The organism is Legionella cherrii (genome assembly GCF_900635815.1).
In the GTDB taxonomy this organism is placed as follows: domain Bacteria; phylum Pseudomonadota; class Gammaproteobacteria; order Legionellales; family Legionellaceae; genus Legionella; species Legionella cherrii.
In genome coordinates this window covers 324305-342500 of sequence record NZ_LR134173.1, presented here as the reverse complement: position 1 = coordinate 342500, position 18196 = coordinate 324305, and the positions used below count along the sequence as shown (strand labels likewise).

Genomic DNA, 18196 nt, shown 5'->3' with positions numbered 1-18196 from the left:
ACTGTTTCGGCTAGGGGGCTGTCATGGCTTACCAAACCGATGCAAACTCCGAATACCGGCTAATTGAATCACGGGAGACACACGGCGGGTGCTAACGTCCGTCGTGAAGAGGGAAACAACCCAGACCGCCAGCTAAGGTCCCAAAGTACTAGTTAAGTGGGAAACGATGTGGGAAGGCATAGACAGCCAGGAGGTTGGCTTAGAAGCAGCCACCCTTTAAAGAAAGCGTAATAGCTCACTGGTCGAGTCGGCCTGCGCGGAAGATGTAACGGGGCTAAAACTAGTCACCGAAGCTGCGGATGTGTACTAAGTACACGTGGTAGGGGAGCGTTCTGTAGGCTGATGAAGGTGGATTGAGAAGTCTGCTGGAGGTATCAGAAGTGCGAATGCTGACATGAGTAACGATAATGAGGGTGAAAAGCCCTCACGCCGGAAGTCCCAGGTTTCCTGCACGACGTTAATCGGAGCAGGGTGAGTCGGCCCCTAAGGCGAGGCTGAAGAGCGTAGTCGATGGGAACCAGGTTAATATTCCTGGACTTTTTATAAGTGGTGAAGTGGGGACGGAGAAGGCTAGATAAGCCAGGCGTTGGTTGTCCTGGTACGTGCATGTAGGGGGATGGTTTAGGCAAATCCGGACCATTATTAACTCTGAGGTGCGACGTGGTGCTGACACTTCGGTGTACAGCGAAGTTATTGATGCCCGGCTCCCAGGAAAAGCTGCTAGCCATAACTTATAGAGAACCGTACCGCAAACCGACACAGGTGGACAGGTAGAGAATACTAAGGCGCTTGAGAGAACTCGGGTGAAGGAACTAGGCAAAATGGTACCGTAACTTCGGGAGAAGGTACGCCCTTTCTGGTGATGGGATTTACTTTCAGAGCTGGAGAGGGCCGCAGAGACCAGGTGGCTGCGACTGTTTATTAAAAACACAGCACTCTGCAAATTCGTAAGAAGACGTATAGGGTGTGACGCCTGCCCGGTGCCGGAAGGTTAATTGATGGGGTTATCTTCGGAGAAGCTCTTGATCGAAGCCCCGGTAAACGGCGGCCGTAACTATAACGGTCCTAAGGTAGCGAAATTCCTTGTCGGGTAAGTTCCGACCTGCACGAATGGCGTAACGATGGCCACACTGTCTCCACCCGAGACTCAGTGAAATTGAAATCGCTGTGAAGATGCAGTGTACCCGCGGCTAGACGGAAAGACCCCGTGAACCTTTACTATAGTTTTGCACTGGACTTTGATGATAACTGTGTAGGATAGGTGGGAGGCTATGAAGTGAGGACGCTAGTTCTCATGGAGCCGACCTTGAAATACCACCCTGTTGTTATTGAGGTTCTAACTTGGTCCCGTAATCCGGGATGAGGACAGTGTATGATGGGTAGTTTGACTGGGGCGGTCTCCTCCCAAAGAGTAACGGAGGAGCACAAAGGTACCCTCGGTACGGTCGGACATCGTACCAAGAGTGTAAAGGCATAAGGGTGCTTGACTGCGAGAGCGACGGCTCGAGCAGGAACGAAAGTTGGTCTTAGTGATCCGGTGGTTCTGAATGGAAGGGCCATCGCTCAACGGATAAAAGGTACTCCGGGGATAACAGGCTGATACCGCCCAAGAGTTCATATCGACGGCGGTGTTTGGCACCTCGATGTCGGCTCATCACATCCTGGGGCTGAAGCAGGTCCCAAGGGTATGGCTGTTCGCCATTTAAAGTGGTACGCGAGCTGGGTTTAGAACGTCGTGAGACAGTTCGGTCCCTATCTGCCGTGGGCGTAGGAAAATTGAGAGGAGCTGCTCCTAGTACGAGAGGACCGGAGTGGACGAACCTCTGGTGTACCGGTTGTGACGCCAGTCGCATCGCCGGGTAGCTAAGTTCGGACGGGATAACCGCTGAAAGCATCTAAGCGGGAAGCCTCCCTCAAGATGAGTTTTCCCATGAAGCCCGTTGAAGACTACGACGTTGATAGGCAAGGTGTGGAAGCACAGTAATGTGTGCAGCTAACTTGTACTAATTGGCTGATTGTCTTGACCATATAATCTGAATTACTTCAGATTAACTGAATGCAAATACAAGAAATTTAGGTTGGGCCACGGCCCAATCTGCAAAAAAATGTGTACTCTTTATTTACCTAACGCATGATTCGGGTATAATGCGCCCATTAATCATGTTAAACCAGTTTTCCTGGCGACCATAGCGGTTTGGAACCACCTGACTCCATCTCGAACTCAGAAGTGAAACGAACCCGCGCCAATGATAGTGTGAGGTTTCCTCATGTGAAAGTAGGTCATCGCCAGGGTTTTATTCTGAAAAGCGGCTCTATAAGCCGCTTTTTTTTTTCATTTTGAATAATAAACTTCAATAACAGAGCATGTTTGGACTAAGTACAAGGATTTTTAAGTTTGTTGTTTCTGCTGGTAATCGAATTAAAACTATAACTTTTTGCTTATATTTTATCTTTATTGCTCACTAATTACTTTTTCAGCAAGGTTCTTGTAATTGATTTTTATTAAACTTTAGTTTAAGTTAATTATATTTAGGATAGGTTGTAGTTTATGTTAGTCCAACAAATTTTGGATTTTATCAAAACGCTTGAAAAGGAAGGCACACCGATTCCGTGTGATAAAGTGCTATCTGAATGTCTTTCAGAGCGATTTTCTAAAAAGCCAGCTGGCTCTAAGTTAACCAATGATGATCTTCATTTTCTTCTTACGTGCTATAAAAGTCGATGGGAAGCCATCGTCGATAAAGATGATGATTATACGCGTAATCCATCAGTGTCTAACCTGGCGTGGATAGCTTTGGCGAAGGAACTTGCCCCTCTAGCTAAAATAAATTATTTAAAAATATTAATTCCAACCTTAACCAATGAAAAAGATTTAAATGATTTTTCATCGCTTAACGAAACCGTAAATCTCTTTAATTTTTTTCTAGGTCACGGTGGCAAAACTTTATACCGAAAATGGAGTTTTTGTAAGCACTTAGAGAATCGACAATTTACTTTATCAACGTATAGATCAGACAGAAAATTAACTGCAGTTACAATAGATGAATTAGCTCGTCTAAAATTATGCAAAGTAACTGCTCGCGAAGTAAGTGTAGATGATGAACATTTCAAAAACTTTTGGGATCTCTTACGCAAAAAGGTCTTTGTTAATTTAAGAGCTCAAGGGAATATGCCTATAGCCTTACTTCCTCATATGCTTGCATTGATCGAACGGTACTACTATTTGCGGGCTAATAACTTAGATTTTTCCTTGTTTAAAAATGAAGTAAGGAATTTTTTTGCTCGTTTATACCGTTATGAATTAGCAGATGTAAATTTTTTGTATGGTACAAAAGTGGTGTATAAAGACGATGAGCAATATATGCTGGATCTATTTATCAATCTTTATACAGCAAATGATTATATGGACCTGGATTATGAAATCCAAACGTTAAGCAAGTGGTTATTTGATATTAATCCGGATTTAAAGGCTGTAAGTAAGGAGTTAGGTCCTTTTTATCAAGGATTATCCAAAGACAATAAAGACACAACCCTTCCAGTTGTTCCGTCGGATGCTTTTGTCAATTGTTGTAAGCTACTTGTTTCATTACTTACTACCCAGTTTGAACTTTCCTTTTTCTTTACTCGACAAACACACAGTTTGTGGGATAAAAAAAATACGGTATTTCCTGAAGCATATGGAATTTTTACTATTTTGTTGCCATTAATTGCGGCAAATAAACCTAAAGCTTTGGAAGACGCTTATGCCAAGATAATTCAGGATATTGTTATTCCTGCAAGGGAAGATAATACCTGGTATACATGGTTTACTCGTAGTAGCTCAACGAGCAAATGGTTGGAGCTTGTACAGAATTGTAAGTTAAACGAACTCGGTGTTTATTGGTTTGAGCCTGAAATATTGTTTAACGCCTTGAAGCTTTTTGATACAAGGAATGAGTCGCTTCAAAAGCAGATCAATTCATTATTGGATGACATAATTCAAACTTATGCCCAAAATCAAAATGATCTCATGAAGCAATTACGAGTGAATATTTTGTTTACTGAGTTTTTAGAGACATTAAGTGAGGATCACCGCGTCTATATGTTAAGATTAATTTCAACATGTGATCCGAAAATAGCTAAGTCTAATTTTCTCATCAATTGTACCAAATATATCAATAGACAAGTATCCGAGCTATGCCAACGTCCAACAGCTTCATCATTAGCGTTCTTCCCACAACTTGCTAAAGTTGATGCTAAAAAATTATTTCATTTGCCTGAAGGGATAAAAGATGTTGAAGCAATGATGAGCGACTATAAAACTCAATTATCTAAGCTCAATATTGAGCCTAGTCTTGGAGAGACCATCAGTAATTACTTAATGAAAATAAGCCATCCAATTTTAAGCGCAGCACAAAAAGAAAACGTCAAGGATTGTGGCCGACCCATACATGATTATTATATAGGTCAATATACCTAGAGGCGTGTTTAAAAGCTACTCGCACGGAATCATGTGGTTTTGCGCGTTTCCTGTTATGCCGAGGAATGACGGGGAGGGATGGAGTTTGGCTCAAAACATCAGGTTTGGCTTTTATTTAACTAAAGCCAAACTTTATTTGGCGTATTGAGTGCAGAGCTTAATAAAATTTTCATATCGTCTTTCTGAAATTAAACCCTCATTCTTAGCTTTAATAATGGCACAATGAGGCGTGTCTTTATGCGTACAATTTCGAAATTTGCATTGTGACAGATAGGGGCTAAACTCAGGGTAGCCACGCGCGATTTCTGTAGCATCGATATGCCATAAACTAAACTCCCTAACTCCCGGAGAATCGATTAACGCACCACCGCTGGGCAAATGATAATAGCGTGAGTTGCTGGTAGTATGCCTGCCTAACTCTGACAGTTCCGAAAGGTCATTTATGGAAATATTTTGTTCATGAGGCAAAATATTGGAAATAAGTGAAGATTTCCCTACCCCAGATTGTCCTACAAACACACTGATTTGATGATTTAAAATATGTTTCAGTGGTTGTAAGCCATCAGGAATGTGTTTACTTGTTTGTAAGATTGGATAGTGAAGCCTCCCATAATCAAGAAGTAACTGTTCTTTTAGGGCTTCGCAAGGCAAATCCGTTTTATTCAATAGAATTACGGCTTGCAAGTGCAGTGTTTCTGCCATCACTAGGTAGCTATCAAGTAACGGCCAGGAGATTTCAGGTTTAGGTGCGATCACAATAATGAGTTGTGTAATGTTTGCTGCAACGGGCTTGACCACACCGGAACTGGTTGGTTTTGCCAAGACGCTGCTTCGAGGGTAAAGACTGACGACTACACCTTGATTCGTTCCTTCTGTTTGCCAAATTACTCTATCTCCAGCTACTAATGTTTCCAGATTGGGTCTAATGGAACACCGAACATGCTTTCCCTCATGGTCTTCGAGTTCAACATGTCTGCTAAATCGAGTGATCACGAGGCCATCAGCCAAATCGTCATGATTTTTTTTATTTTCATGGTAATTTCGTTGGATTTTTTCAATGCGTGCCGTTTGTTGCTTACTAATACGTCTTTTACTCATAGTCCGGATCTATAATATAATCATTAAATATTCTTAGCTCGTTGAGGTCAAATCAGAGCTAAATAATCATACAGTATGAAGGTAAATTAAAATTAATGAAAGTCTACTTGGTTGGTGGTGCTGTTCGTGATCAATTATTGAATCTTCCAGTAAATGAACGGGACTGGGTTGTTGTTGGTTCTAGCCCCGATGATTTATTAGAAAAAGGATTCAAACAGGTTGGGCGTGATTTTCCTGTTTTTTTGCATCCAGAGACCAGTGAAGAATATGCTTTAGCACGAACTGAAAGAAAATCTGCTCCAGGTTATTACGGTTTCACCTGCAATTTTAGTAAAACTGTAACTTTGGAAGATGATTTAGCACGCCGCGATTTAACAATTAATGCCATGGCTATGGATGAGCAGGGGCACCTTGTTGATCCTTATCAGGGGAGAAAGGATATAGAGGCTAAGCTACTTCGTCATGTATCCCCTGCTTTTGTAGAGGATCCAGTACGCGTGTTGCGTGTTGCTCGTTTTGCGGCGCGTTTTCATCATCTAGGCTTTAAATTGGCGGATGAAACCCGTTCATTAATGTATACGATGGTTCAAAGAGGCGAATTGACTCATTTGGTTGCTGAGCGAGTCTGGCAAGAATGGCAGAAAAGCTTAACGGAAAAAAATCCGGAGCAATTTATCAGTACCTTACGTTCCTGTGATGCATTACGCGTGGTTTTGCCTGAAATTGATGCATTATTTGGTATTCCCAACCCTTATCGGTACCATCATGAAGTAGATAGTGGTATTCATACTTTGCTGGTTTTACATGCAGCAGCAGGTTTATCGCCAGATCCGGTAGTCCGTTTTGCCGCATTAGTGCATGATTTAGGTAAGGCTTTGTCACCGATGTATAATTGGCCAAGTCATCATGGTCATGAGGAGTGTGGCGTTGCTATTATTGAGAGTTTATGTTCTCGACTACGTATCCCCAATGAGTATCGTGCCCTTGCAAGGATGACCTCGCGATTCCATTTGAATATACATCGCTTATTTGAATTAAAAGCAAGTACTATTGTGAAGCTTTTAGAGCAAAGTGATGCATTTCGCCGCCCTAATCTCTTCTATAATATGTTAATTGCATGTCAATCCGATGCAGAGGGCTGTGGCCGAAATATTGATTACCGACAAGGTAAATTATGGAGTTATTTGCTTACTGAATGTGCTAAAGTGAATAGCCAAGCCCTTATTACTGAAGGTTATCAGGGTGAAGCAATTAAACATGCGTTACATCAAAGACGAGTGGCATGTGTTGAACTGATATTAAACTCCTGGAAGATAAATGAAAAATAATCAAAATTTAATTTGGATAGATTTGGAAATGACTGGGCTTGAGCCTGAAAAAGACAGGATCATCGAGCTTGCTACAGTTGTGACTGATCCTCATTTAAATGTAATTGCTGAGGGGCCCGTTTTTGCTATTTCCCAGCCTAAAACTTTACTGGATGGTATGGATTCTTGGAATACCAAACAACATGGGCAATCCGGCTTGGTCAAGCGAGTTTTGGAAAGCCAAATTAGTGAGGCGCAAGCAGAACAATCAACTATCGATTTCTTAAAACAGTATTTGGATAAAGGAAAATCACCAATGTGTGGTAATAGCGTGTGCCAAGACAGGAGATTTTTATACAAATACATGCCAGAACTTGCAGCGTTTTTTCATTACCGAAATTTGGATGTAAGCACGCTGAAAGAGTTAGCGATCCGTTGGCGGCCTGAGTTGTTGAATGGAGTAGTTAAAGAATCCAAGCACCTTGCATTAGACGATATTAAAGATTCCATTGCAGAATTGGTATATTATCGTCACCATTTTATAAATTTACCGGATGTACCCAAATGATAGAAAGAGAGCGATTGGAATTACCTAACGCTGCAGACAAGTTATTACTGCATTCATGTTGTGCCCCCTGTTCTGGTGAGGTTATGGAGGCGCTTATTAGTTCGGAGATAAATTTTACGATCTTTTTTTATAATCCGAACATTCATCCTGTTCAAGAGTATGAAATCAGAAAAAACGAAAACATTAATTTTGCACAAAAACACAATATCACTTTCATCGATGCAGATTATGATAAAGACAACTGGTTTGCACGAGCCAAAGGTTTGGAATGGGAACCAGAGCGGGGTAAACGTTGCACCATGTGTTTTGATATGCGTTTTGAACGAACCGCCTTATATGCTCATGAGCATGGTTTTCCAGTGATCAGCAGTTCCTTGGGAATTTCCCGTTGGAAAGATATGAATCAAATTAATGATTGTGGCATTCGCGCTGCAAGTAAATATCCCAACTTGGAATACTGGACTTATAATTGGCGTAAAAATGGTGGATCAGAGCGTATGTATGAAATTGCAAAACGCGAGGAATTTTATAAGCAAGAATATTGTGGATGTGTTTATTCTTTACGTGATACCAATGCTTGGCGCAAACAAAAAGAACGTGATCGAATTAAAATCGGTATAAACTATTATACAGAAGAACCAAAAGACGAAGGAGCCTTATGAGTACTCACTCACATGGTGATTCACATCACCATCACGGGCACGATGCTGCAGTTACTTATGGAAAAGCATTTATCATTTCGATAATCGCTAATGGTCTTTTTGTGATTTTACAGATAGTTTTTGCTTATTTATCTCATTCGACCAGTTTATTGGCTGATGCGTTTCACAATTTAGGTGATGTTTTGGGTTTAGTTTTAGCATGGATTGCTACGGTACTGATGAAACGTGCACCTACGATGAAGGCTACCTATGGTTTAAAAAAAATATCCATTCTCTCTGCGCTAGCAAATGGAATTTTATTAGTCTTTACCTGCGGAATTATTGCTACAGATGCAGTATATAAATTATTTTCGCCCTCAGAGGTTCAAGCAGTATCTGTAATGATCGTTGCTGGTGTAGGAATAATAATTAATTTTGCAACGGCACTTTTGTTTGCTCGTGGTTCTGATGACTTGAATATTCGAGGTGCCTATTTACATCTATTTTATGATGCTTTGGTTTCTGTTGGCGTCGTTCTATCTGCTGCGCTATTGTATTGGACTGGTTGGCTTTGGATAGACCCAATAGTTGGTTTATGCATTGCGTTAATTATATTAAAAGGAACGTGGTCCTTATTTGCTGGAAGTTTCAGACTTATCATCGATGGGGTTCCAGAAAATATTTCCTGGACTGCTGTTAGCGATTTTTTATTGGGTAAGCCAGGAGTAAAAGGATTCCATGACTTACATATTTGGGCCCTGAGCACCCAAGAAAATGCCATGTCAGTCCACTTATATATGCCTGATGCAGAACTTTCTGATGCATTAAGGTCCGAATGGGTTGAGCAATTACGCCATGACTTTAACATTCAACATGTGACCATTCAGGTAGAAAAGACTAATATAAATTGTAATGATGCATGTCATCATCCCAAATTTTTATAGATAAATTTACTTTACAACGAAGGATCTTCTGAGGTGTGCATTTTATTTCTCATGCTGGAGATCCTCGCGCTGTTTGAGATGATGTTATCTGCTCGAATTAATTGTTCTCGGTGTAGAATTCATTTGTCATTAATCCTAAACCTTGTTTATAGCTTTTACACGCAAGTGCTTCTTCACCAAGTTTTTCATGCAATTGCCCCTGAATTTCGTAGGCAAGAGCAGTAGGCTCAATCTCATTGGATTTTTCAAGATAATATTTAGCTTTTCCCCACAATTGACGTTTCATGCAAATTTGTCCTAAACATAAATAGAGTGCTGCTGAATGAGCATGTTTCTTCAGTAATCCTTCAGCAAAAGTGAGTTGTTTTTCATCCGTGGGTAATAAACTATAAAGCCTAATCAATTGGGGGCTAAGGTCTTTACGCAATGCACGCCGCAATAAATCATTGGCGGTAGTGTAGTCTGCCCTCTTTAATAAGAAGCGAATATATTCGGCGATGATATTGGGTTCATCACTTAAAGTTTTAGGTAGTGAATGAAAAAAAGTATGTACGGCTTCTGCCTGATTTTGCTTGACTAGATCAATCATTCTTTGCAAGTAGGCATTATATTGCAATAACGCAAACTCCTGGGGATTAACAACCTGGTATTTTTTTAAATCAGGTAGAATAGTAATGAGTTGCGGCCAGTCTTTAACTTCTTGATAAAGTTGCATGATAAGTTTTAAAACATAGGGATGACGTGGTGCTATATCATGTAAATGTTTTAAGGTTGCCAGCGCCTGTTCCCATTGATGGTTTGCAAGTTGTAATTCCGCTTGCGTTAATTCCACCGCAATTTTGGCTTCAGGCATTGATTGCTGCGCTTCACGCAAATAATCATCTCGTAATTGGTTGTCGCCCATTTTTTGGGCTGCTCGAGCAGCAGTCAAATAATTAAGTAAAGGTGTATCCGTGTTGGGTAAGGCCTGAATTAAATGATTTTTTGCTTTGAGCCAATAGCCTTCGCTGTATTCAATGAATCCTTTACGAGTAATTGCTTGTGCTTTTTGAGACAGTCGCTTCGAATGCCATCGAGTTAATGTACTTGGAGTACGGGAAATTTGCTTGAATAAACGCAGAATAAGATACAAGATAATGAACAAAATAATCAGGCCAAAAACAGCGACCCAAACCGTTGTTTCGATAGTCCAGTGGTTGATTGCAACGAGTACGTAACCGGGATCTTTATTCAGTTGAATTCCTAAAGCTACAGCACCCAGTAAAATCAAAAAAGCAAAGAGAAGACGAAGCATTATTGATTTCCTCCTGTGCTATTTTCCTCATTTGAGGATTGATTTTCAGGTGTACTCTTTGCATCAATCAATTCATTGAGCATAGGGAGAGCCGAGCCCAGTTCTGGTCTTTTGGGAGTTATATTCACCTGCCGTAAATCAGTGAGCTTTTTGATTAAAGCAGCTGTAGTTGGCGTATCTTTATTAAAATTCATGCTCAGATTATTAATCGCCTGTTTGAGAACTAATTGGTAAACAAAGGCATTGTGATGGAGAACGGCCCATTGTGCTTCTTGGAGATTTAGACGGAGCTTTTCTTTGAGTATGGCCTCAAATAAGGGAGACATCAGTGGTTTTATGTCCTGATCATGGCGACGAATGACAACAAGTTTTTCCAGCACGTTCATACTGCTTTGTAAACGAGATCGCCAAGAAGAATTATTGGGGGAAGGCGTTGCATTTTCTGTAGCAGGCTTCTCAGTTACAGGTAATGGAATGCTCAAATCATTAATGCTGTTTTGAGCTGCATCTAATTGACTTAGTAAACCCGCAACATCTACAGAGGGTACGGCGTGCATTTGTGCTATATCTTTGGCTATTGCCTGCCGTATATTAAAAATCTTGGGATTGTTTAATTGTTTTAAGAGCTGATCGGCTTGCTCCAATAAAGCGATTGTTGCATCAACACCATTACTCCAATGCGCGTTGATTTGAGCTAATTCAAGATAGTAACGTGCTTTGAGAAGAACCCAATCCTGGTTTTGATAAAACCTTTGGCTCATTGCAGTTTGTAATTGTTTGCTCAAGGTTTCATATTTAGTTTGTAATTGAGTCTGTATTTCTTCGGCATTATTTGTTTTAGTATTGATTTGCTCTTGAGTTTGCTCTTGTTTTTGTTCGAGTTGCTGTAACTGGGTGGTGATATTGTTTTGCGCTGCGTTTAATTGATCGTGCAATTGTTTGTTGAGAGAAAAGGTATAGGCAGCAATCCCTAAAGCGCCTAAGGCAACAATAAAAGCTAATGCGGTGATCAGATAGTTATTTTTTGAAACCGAGGAATTACTTTTTGGTTTTGCTTTCTCAACTTGCGTCGTATGAGGTGCTTTTTTTGATTTTTGTACTTGTTCTTCGTTGCCGTTTGCCATAAATTAATCCTTGTTTACGTAGTCAAACAATGTATCCATCACCCGGCTAGGGTGGCATATCCTAATTTTTCTTATACCCGATGAAGAGGCAACTTGAGCCAGACGCTCACTAATCACGAGCCATTTTTTATTACGGAGCCAATCATGGGCCTCTTTATCAAATAGTTTAAAAAGGTTATGCAGGGACTGTTCACTTGTTAACAGTATAATGTCCACTAAATCATCGCGCCATATCGATTGCACAAATTGAGTGCTCATTTGAGGAATAACTCGTTTGTACACCTCGAGAACCAGCAAGTTCGTTCCTCTTTTTATTAACTGCTCCTCAATAAGTGGCCTGCCTCCTTCTCCCTTAAATAGTAGCACGTTTTGCTTTTCTGGTTGTTGTAACGTTTTTAATGCCAATAAATGCTCACTGTCAGGCACATCGGGAACTGCACTTACCTGGATGTTGAATTCGTGAAGTGCTGCCGCGCTTCCTTGGCCAATTGCAATGACTTGAATGGAAGATGGCCATTCAATCTGGTGTTGGCTTAATTGAGTAAAACAATAATGAACCGCATTAGCACTAATAAAAATGGCTTGGTCTATCGTTTTCAAATTGGGTAGTAAACTGATCCAATGAGTGTTGGTCGCCTTAATTTCTAACGCAGGAAGTTCAATTACTATGCCTCCTGCGTCACGGATGCTTTCGCTTAACTGACTCGCTTGGCCACGTGGGCGAGTATTTAAAATACGTAAACCATATAGTGAATTTTTCATTTTGGAACGGATGCAAGAAGATTTGCTGCACCTTGAGCCAGCAAAGATTGGGCGCAATGTTCAGCTAAGTTTGTTGCCTCTTCTAATGGACCAGTTTGCGTGCTCTGTATGATTTGTGAACCATCAAGAGTTAAAATTTTTGCTTTTAAAGCAAGCTGATTATTCGCCATGGGTGAACAAAAAACTGCTAAAGGTACATGACAATTACCACCTAGGAGTGCATTGACCTTACGCTCAGCATGCACGCAAATAGACGATATGGGGTCGTTGAGTTCGACAAGGAGAGCACGAATTTCTTCATCATCGCTTCTGCATTCGATTGCTAGAGCCCCTTGGCCACAGGCCGGGAGCATAATCTGAGCTGATAATTGCTCTGTTATGACCTCGGTGAAGCCCATACGCTCAAGACCTGCAGCAGCTAAGATGATTGCCTGATATTCTCCTGACTTGAGTTTTTCAAGTCGGGTATTGATATTACCCCGTAAGGATTTAACCTTTAAATCGGGACGGTACGCTAATAATTGCGATTGTCGTCTCAGGCTCGAGGTTCCAACAATAGATTGAGCTGGCAGAGTGTGGAGAGCCTTATGTTGGTAACTGACAAAGACATCGAATGGGTTATCTCTTTTACAAATCGCAACGAGCTCAAGGCCTTGGGGGAATTCTGCAGGCATATCTTTTGAGGAATGAACAGCAAAATCAGCTCGCTTATCTAACAAAGCTTCTTCTAACTCTTTTACAAATAAACCTTTCCCGCCAATAACCTGAAGTTTATCCTTAAGGAACTTATCCCCAGATGTGCTCATAGGTAATAACTCTATTTGCAGATTTGGCCTTTTGTTTAACAGTAAATCTCGAACATGATTCGCTTGCCATAAGGCTAATGGGCTTTGACGTGTTGCGATACGTAATGTTCTTGAGCTCATAGGATACTGCATTTAAGAAAAGATGCAGTATCATACTATGTTCACTATAGGGATGCACGCACTGAAAGAGCAATAAAAATATAAGTCCAACCATTAACAATCATATCAATTGCAATGAACATTCCTATAACCCATAAACCACTAACTGGCCATTGCATGATGATTAGGATGCCGAGAATAATGGCGAGGATTCCTGCAAATAAGAGCCAACCCCATCCCTTAGCTTCTTTTAAAGATAAGGCCAAAATGATTCGCGTGATACCAATAACAATTAGGACGCCTGCTAAGAGTGCAGTAATTAAAGTGGATGCTAAAAAGGGATCATAAATGACAACACCAGCACCAATCAGGTATAAAACTGCAATTATTGCTTGCCAGAATATACCTTTCCAGTCTCGGTGTTTGAAAATATCGATAAAATGAGAGATTGCAGAGATAATTAATAAAGCTGCAAAAAAATACATGCTGACCAACGTCAAGCCAATGACCATGCTCAAGCCTATGCAGCCTAGAAAGACAAGTAGTATTCCTAATCCTAAAAGCCAACCCCAATTACGTCTTATAGCATTCGGGGTGTAAATTTCGTTCGTGTTTGCCATATCATTTCCTTATTGTGGTACATCCATAACGAATAACAACTCATGAAATATAACCTAATTTTCAAGGAGTTGTCGAATAGGGTGGTCGTGTTTTGTTGCATTTGATGTTGCTTGGGATCTTGGCTCATCCTTTACTTAAAGGTGACTGCATTCAGAATGTTTTTTTGTTGGGCCAAGGCCCAACCTCCAAGGGAAAATTATTTGTAACGGTCATAAAACGCATAAGGTTTTTGTTTATAATAAGCCCAATAACGGTCTCCATAAGACCAATGCCAATATTCATTACCATAATTAACAAAACCAACGGCCTCTAGCACCTGACTCATGATTTTCCGATTTTTCTTTGCTTCCTCAGTAATAATTTCTGAAGCAGTTAGTGAAAGAGAGCCATCCAAATCGTTCATCCAATCTTTTGGGTGAATTCCCATTTCAATGGCCTCTCCTTGCTCATCGATTAAGTAAACGTCTATCGCGGCGCCCGTTGAATGAGGCGGGATATTGGGTGAACCGTCTTGGTTGATTACTGGGGAAACCATTCGTGTTGTTTCTGTAAAAATCTGTTCGGCAGACCATTCAGGATGTTTCTTTTTTACTTTCTCATGACGTGTATCAAAAAGCGATTTTTGTAGGGTGAGACTCCGATAACATTCATACAAACATAAACGTAATCCTGTAGGTAACAAGGATTGAGCGTTTTTTAATTTTTCATAAATTGTTTTTCTCATTTTGGTGTAATCAGTATTATTCGGTATTTCTGGAGAAGGGCCATAGCTAATTCCCGGATGATTTATTAGATCGATCATCGGCTCTTGATTATCAATTACCGGGATGGCGATAATTTTAGGATCGGCAATGAGTAAAATAGGTTCCAGTGCAGTAAAATCTGACATATCTAATCCTTATAACTTATTTTGCCATCAATGAAAGGCATTTACTTAAAGACCCCCATTATAGTTTGAAGCCTGTTTCAAGAAAATAAAATGATTTTCCCCTTATTTGCTTTTAATCGTGCTGGAAAAAAAATTCACTTCTGGGTATTATCCTAAATTATTATCATGGGGTGTACGGGCATGAGGTTGCAGTTTTTAATGTTATTGTTTTGTTTTTCATTTGCGGTATATGCCTGTAATGAAGTGAGAGAACGAGAAATACAATTAAGAATTCAACCTGTAGGGGAAGTCTCTGTACAAGGTCAAGCTCAAGCAGATAACAAAGCAGTGACCAACGTTGCAGCAAAAAAAGAGCCTGGCGAAGAAACCTACCAAAAATATTGTATTGTTTGTCATCGAGATGGTCTTGCGGGAGCACCAAAATTCAGGAATGAACAGGATTGGAAACCGCGTTTAGCCGGGAGAGAATTAAATGATTTACTGGCTTCTTCAATAAAAGGGTTGAATGCTATGCCTGCAAAAGGAACGTGTATTAAATGTACTGATGATGATCTTAGAGCTGCCATATCTTATATGTTGCCCAAATCATGAGAAAACTTACTTTTAGAAAAATTCAAACCTGCAATGCAACACTGACGGTGTTTGTATTATTTGCGTCTTTTTATTTTCAATATGTTGTTGGTCTTGTTCCCTGTCCTTTATGCATCATGCAACGCGTTTGCGTCTTTTTATTATTAGCAGTTATGGGATTAAGTTTTCGAACCTTAAAAAAGGCCCATATTATTAGTTTTTTACAAATAATCATTGCATGTGCCGGCTTATACTTTTCTTTACGCCAATTATGGTTACAGTCTTTACCTGCAGGCCAAGCTCCAGCTTGTATGCCAAGCCTGGATATTTTAATGCGTTACTTACCCTGGCAAACTGTAGTTAAAGCTTTGTTTTTAGGAACTGGAGATTGTGCCGAGGTCACTTGGCGTCTATTTGGAATCTCGATGCCGGGATGGTGTGCGATGTACTTTTTATACATGGCTCTAATGGGATGTCTCTTATTTTGGCAGACCAGTTCAATTAAGTTCCACCAAGATAATTCTTAGTTTGATGCATTGTAGCCCGGATTAGGTTGCCTGCGCACAGGCTACTGAGTATTTAAATCGTTGCTGAAGTGTTGAACTGCTGATTTTGGCTAACAACCTCAGAAGCCTTTTCCTGTGCTCGTTCTGATAAATAGGGTGTGAGTTGATTTCTTTCCGGATAGGCAAAGCGAAGCATCTGATTTTTAAAGTGGGTAATCCGAGCGGCTGATTCCGATGATTGGGAGAAGCTGACTTTTTGTAATAACTCAAGCAATACGTGGCGTGGTTGGTGGCAGACGATCAGCATATCACAACCTGCTTTAAGTGCTTCTTCTGCTCGAGTCATTAAATTGCCTATATCGGCACCAGTCATACTCAAGCAATCGCTTAAAATCAAACCTTCAAACTTCATTTCATCGCGTAATATCTCTTGCAACCAAATTGTTGAAAAGCCAGCAGGTTTGTTGGCATCAATTGCCTTATAAGTTACATGCGCAGGCATGACCGCATTGAGTAGTCCCTTTTTGATAAGCTCAATAAAAGGTTTTAAATCGTTCGCTTGCAGCTCCTCCATTGTGGCATGCGAAACGGGCATTGCAACATGTGAATCCGCATTGACGGAGCCATGGCCTGGAAAATGTTTGGCGACGGCCGGCATGCCGGCTGCAGTCATGCCTTCGATAAAAGCGCCTGCTAAAGCAATAATTACGTCAGGATCGTGGTGGAAAGCGCGATCCAAGCGAGCAATAACATGGCTTTGGGCATGTAAATCCAGCACTGGTGCAAGGCTTAAATCAATACCACAAGTTAACAAGTCTTTGGCCATAAGTTCGCCATATTGTCTCGCAAATTTGATACCGACCTCGGGATTTAGATCATATACATCACCATAAACCCGGGATGCAGGCAAGGAACGAAATCCATGGCGTGAAAAACGTTGCACAAAACCGCCTTCATGATCGGTTGCTACAAAAATATTGGCATTGATGTCACGGATTTCACGAATTAAACGCTCTAGTTGCTGAGGATTTATAAAGTTACGCGTGAAAAGGATTACGGCTCCCACATTAGGATGTTTTATGATTTCCCGTTCAATATCTGAAAGTTCAATACCTTCTATGTCAATCATGAATAAATTGGAATTTGAACTGGACATATATTATCCTTTTTAGAATTGAGATGAATAGGACCGTGCTTCCATTGGTTTTGCGCATAATATCATAGATTGACTCATTGTTAACATGACTAATGCTGGTAATCCACGTTTGACTTAGCTATTATCGCCATTTTTGAACTATTTTTAGTAAATGAATACTTTTTCTTGCACGGTATTACATAAACACGCCGCAACCCAAGCACGAGTGACACGTGTTACTACCGCCCATGGTGAATTTATTACCCCGGTTTTTATGCCAGTTGGTACTCGCGCTGGTGTAAATAATATGACTCCCGCAGAGTTGCGGGACGCACATAGCCAAATTATCTTAGGTGGGAATACCTACCATATGCTGTGTGCCCCAGGGATGGAAATTATTGAAAAAGCAGGCGGGATGCATCCTTTTATGGGATGGCACGGTCCCATGTTAACAGATAGCGGTGGGTTTCAGGTTTTTAGTCTTTCAAAGAACAAGGAAATTTGTACTATTGATGAACAAGGAGCTCACTTTACATTACCTGGTAGCCAGCGATTGATTCATATGACCCCTGAAATGTCACTGGAAACGCAAAAGATCATTGGTGCGGATATTATTATGGCTTTTGATCAGTGTACACCAGATAGTTGTACTAAAGATGAAGTTCAGCACATTATGAACCGCACCCATCGTTGGTTAAAGCAATCCATACAATATCACCATCAACACCCAAACTCACGATATGGTTACCAACAAGCGCTATTTGGAATTATTCAAGGAGGAACTTTTAAAGACTTACGCCGTGAAAGTGCGGATTTTATCTCTTCAATGAATACCGATGGTATTGCAATTGGTGGGGAGACAATCGGTTTTGATATGAAAACTACCGTTGAAGTCATTCGGTGGGTGCGCGAGTATTTACCGGAAAACAAACCACGCTATACCATGGGTGTTGGCATGTCGCCACAGGATCTTCTGGATGTAGTTGCTGAAGGAATTGATATGTTTGATTGTGTAGCTCCAACACGTAACGCACGTCATGGCTCTTTATATTGTGGTGAGTTAATTCGAGAAGGCAATTGGTTACGTTTTGCCAGTGAATATGAGAATGAGCGAATTCAAATAAAGAAATCATGTTTTGCTGAGGATATGTCGCCAATTATGGCACAGTGTTCTTGTTATACGTGCCAAAATTATTCACGTTCTTACTTACATCAGTTAGCAAAACAAAAAACAAATTTATTTACTGCTTTGGCAAGTATTCATAATGTTCATGTAATGCACGATGTTTGTGATAAAATGCGCGAGTTGATAATTAACGAACGTTCGAACTAAAAGGCATCTTATGCCTGTTTACGTCATTAACGAAGACATT

At 40.6% G+C, this 18196-nt stretch carries 16 protein-coding genes and 2 rRNA genes (1 of these 18 only partly in view); 10 read left to right on the top strand and 8 right to left on the bottom strand.

All coding sequences use genetic code 11. The features are described 5' to 3' along the window. The 3 genes from EL022_RS01440 to EL022_RS01430 form a co-directional block, all read left to right on the top strand. A 23S ribosomal RNA gene (locus EL022_RS01440) occupies window positions 1–2028 on the top strand; it begins 870 nt to the left of the window's first position. 148 nt (window positions 2029–2176) lie between these two features. Beyond that, window positions 2177–2292 (top strand): 5S ribosomal RNA (rrf, locus tag EL022_RS01435). 256 nt (window positions 2293–2548) lie between these two features. Beyond that, window positions 2549–4459: a hypothetical protein gene (locus tag EL022_RS01430; RefSeq protein WP_028380685.1), complete on the top strand. Its 1911-nt coding sequence runs from the start codon at window positions 2549–2551 to the stop codon at window positions 4457–4459. A gap of 132 nt (window positions 4460–4591) precedes the next feature. Here EL022_RS01430 and rsgA read toward each other — a convergent pair whose 3' ends face one another. Further along, window positions 4592–5557 carry a small ribosomal subunit biogenesis GTPase RsgA gene (gene rsgA, locus EL022_RS01425; protein WP_028380686.1) on the bottom strand — a complete coding sequence of 322 codons (966 nt, stop codon included), beginning with the start codon at window positions 5555–5557 and terminating at the stop codon, window positions 4592–4594. Between the two features lie 95 nt (window positions 5558–5652). On the opposite strand from rsgA, the gene EL022_RS01420 reads away from it, so the two are divergent. Genes EL022_RS01420 through EL022_RS01405 form a run of 4 tightly spaced genes read left to right on the top strand, consistent with a single transcriptional unit; the run spans window position 5653 to window position 9017 of the window. Next, window positions 5653–6885 (top strand): multifunctional CCA addition/repair protein, encoded by a 1233-nt coding sequence (locus EL022_RS01420; RefSeq protein ID WP_028380687.1) that lies wholly within the window; start codon window positions 5653–5655, stop codon window positions 6883–6885. After that, entirely contained in the window at window positions 6875–7432 is a 558-nt protein-coding gene (orn, locus tag EL022_RS01415; protein WP_028380688.1) for an oligoribonuclease, read from the top strand. The genes EL022_RS01420 and orn overlap by 11 nt, the downstream gene beginning before the upstream one ends. After that, window positions 7429–8094: an epoxyqueuosine reductase QueH gene (locus EL022_RS01410; protein WP_028380689.1), complete on the top strand. Its 666-nt coding sequence runs from the start codon at window positions 7429–7431 to the stop codon at window positions 8092–8094. Before orn ends, EL022_RS01410 begins: the two co-directional genes overlap by 4 nt. Next, window positions 8091–9017, top strand: a complete 927-nt coding sequence (locus EL022_RS01405) for a cation diffusion facilitator family transporter (protein WP_028380690.1) — start codon at window positions 8091–8093, stop codon at window positions 9015–9017. The genes EL022_RS01410 and EL022_RS01405 overlap by 4 nt, the downstream gene beginning before the upstream one ends. A gap of 97 nt (window positions 9018–9114) precedes the next feature. Here the strand turns inward: EL022_RS01405 and EL022_RS01400 are convergent, their stop codons facing one another. From EL022_RS01400 to EL022_RS01375, 6 genes are all read right to left on the bottom strand, one after another. Next, window positions 9115–10311, bottom strand: coding sequence for a heme biosynthesis HemY N-terminal domain-containing protein (locus EL022_RS01400; RefSeq protein WP_028380691.1), 1197 nt, complete (start codon window positions 10309–10311; stop codon window positions 9115–9117). After that, window positions 10311–11435, bottom strand: a complete 1125-nt coding sequence (locus EL022_RS01395) for a uroporphyrinogen-III C-methyltransferase (RefSeq protein ID WP_028380692.1) — start codon at window positions 11433–11435, stop codon at window positions 10311–10313. Before EL022_RS01395 ends, EL022_RS01400 begins: the two co-directional genes overlap by 1 nt. A gap of 3 nt (window positions 11436–11438) precedes the next feature. Continuing rightward, window positions 11439–12197, bottom strand: a complete 759-nt coding sequence (locus tag EL022_RS01390; RefSeq protein ID WP_028380693.1) for a uroporphyrinogen-III synthase — start codon at window positions 12195–12197, stop codon at window positions 11439–11441. After that, on the bottom strand, window positions 12194–13123 hold the full coding sequence (gene hemC, locus EL022_RS01385; RefSeq protein ID WP_028380694.1) for a hydroxymethylbilane synthase: 930 nt from the start codon (window positions 13121–13123) through the stop codon (window positions 12194–12196). The genes EL022_RS01390 and hemC overlap by 4 nt, the downstream gene beginning before the upstream one ends. A gap of 44 nt (window positions 13124–13167) precedes the next feature. Continuing rightward, window positions 13168–13722: an HdeD family acid-resistance protein gene (locus EL022_RS01380; protein ID WP_028380695.1), complete on the bottom strand. Its 555-nt coding sequence runs from the start codon at window positions 13720–13722 to the stop codon at window positions 13168–13170. A 197-nt stretch (window positions 13723–13919) separates the two neighbouring features. Continuing rightward, window positions 13920–14612, bottom strand: a complete 693-nt coding sequence (locus EL022_RS01375) for a M15 family metallopeptidase (RefSeq protein WP_028380696.1) — start codon at window positions 14610–14612, stop codon at window positions 13920–13922. Between the two features lie 180 nt (window positions 14613–14792). Here EL022_RS01375 and EL022_RS01370 point away from each other — a divergent pair, with 180 nt between their 5' ends. Continuing rightward, on the top strand, window positions 14793–15203 hold the full coding sequence (locus tag EL022_RS01370) for a c-type cytochrome (protein ID WP_028380697.1): 411 nt from the start codon (window positions 14793–14795) through the stop codon (window positions 15201–15203). Further along, complete coding sequence (locus EL022_RS01365; RefSeq protein WP_028380698.1) at window positions 15200–15709, top strand: disulfide bond formation protein B; 510 nt, start codon at window positions 15200–15202, stop codon at window positions 15707–15709. The genes EL022_RS01370 and EL022_RS01365 overlap by 4 nt, the downstream gene beginning before the upstream one ends. A gap of 52 nt (window positions 15710–15761) precedes the next feature. Here the strand turns inward: EL022_RS01365 and nagZ are convergent, their stop codons facing one another. Next, the gene (nagZ, locus tag EL022_RS01360; RefSeq protein ID WP_028380699.1) at window positions 15762–16844 is read right to left on the bottom strand and encodes a beta-N-acetylhexosaminidase; all 1083 of its coding nucleotides are present in this window, start codon (window positions 16842–16844) and stop codon (window positions 15762–15764) included. A gap of 151 nt (window positions 16845–16995) precedes the next feature. On the opposite strand from nagZ, the gene tgt reads away from it, so the two are divergent. After that, window positions 16996–18156, top strand: a complete 1161-nt coding sequence (gene tgt / locus EL022_RS01355; RefSeq protein ID WP_028380700.1) for a tRNA guanosine(34) transglycosylase Tgt — start codon at window positions 16996–16998, stop codon at window positions 18154–18156. Window positions 18157–18196 lie beyond the last annotated feature (40 nt).

Coding starts and splice junctions, on each gene's coding strand:
- EL022_RS01430 (WP_028380685.1), top strand. CDS start 2,549: ATGTTAGTCCAACAAATTTTGGATTTTATCAAAACGCTTGAAAAGGAA.
- rsgA (WP_028380686.1), bottom strand. CDS start 5,557: ATGAGTAAAAGACGTATTAGTAAGCAACAAACGGCACGCATTGAAAAA.
- EL022_RS01420 (WP_028380687.1), top strand. CDS start 5,653: ATGAAAGTCTACTTGGTTGGTGGTGCTGTTCGTGATCAATTATTGAAT.
- orn (WP_028380688.1), top strand. CDS start 6,875: ATGAAAAATAATCAAAATTTAATTTGGATAGATTTGGAAATGACTGGG.
- EL022_RS01410 (WP_028380689.1), top strand. CDS start 7,429: ATGATAGAAAGAGAGCGATTGGAATTACCTAACGCTGCAGACAAGTTA.
- EL022_RS01405 (WP_028380690.1), top strand. CDS start 8,091: ATGAGTACTCACTCACATGGTGATTCACATCACCATCACGGGCACGAT.
- EL022_RS01400 (WP_028380691.1), bottom strand. CDS start 10,311: ATGCTTCGTCTTCTCTTTGCTTTTTTGATTTTACTGGGTGCTGTAGCT.
- EL022_RS01395 (WP_028380692.1), bottom strand. CDS start 11,435: ATGGCAAACGGCAACGAAGAACAAGTACAAAAATCAAAAAAAGCACCT.
- EL022_RS01390 (WP_028380693.1), bottom strand. CDS start 12,197: ATGAAAAATTCACTATATGGTTTACGTATTTTAAATACTCGCCCACGT.
- hemC (WP_028380694.1), bottom strand. CDS start 13,123: ATGAGCTCAAGAACATTACGTATCGCAACACGTCAAAGCCCATTAGCC.
- EL022_RS01380 (WP_028380695.1), bottom strand. CDS start 13,722: ATGGCAAACACGAACGAAATTTACACCCCGAATGCTATAAGACGTAAT.
- EL022_RS01375 (WP_028380696.1), bottom strand. CDS start 14,612: ATGTCAGATTTTACTGCACTGGAACCTATTTTACTCATTGCCGATCCT.
- EL022_RS01370 (WP_028380697.1), top strand. CDS start 14,793: ATGAGGTTGCAGTTTTTAATGTTATTGTTTTGTTTTTCATTTGCGGTA.
- EL022_RS01365 (WP_028380698.1), top strand. CDS start 15,200: ATGAGAAAACTTACTTTTAGAAAAATTCAAACCTGCAATGCAACACTG.
- nagZ (WP_028380699.1), bottom strand. CDS start 16,844: ATGTCCAGTTCAAATTCCAATTTATTCATGATTGACATAGAAGGTATT.
- tgt (WP_028380700.1), top strand. CDS start 16,996: ATGAATACTTTTTCTTGCACGGTATTACATAAACACGCCGCAACCCAA.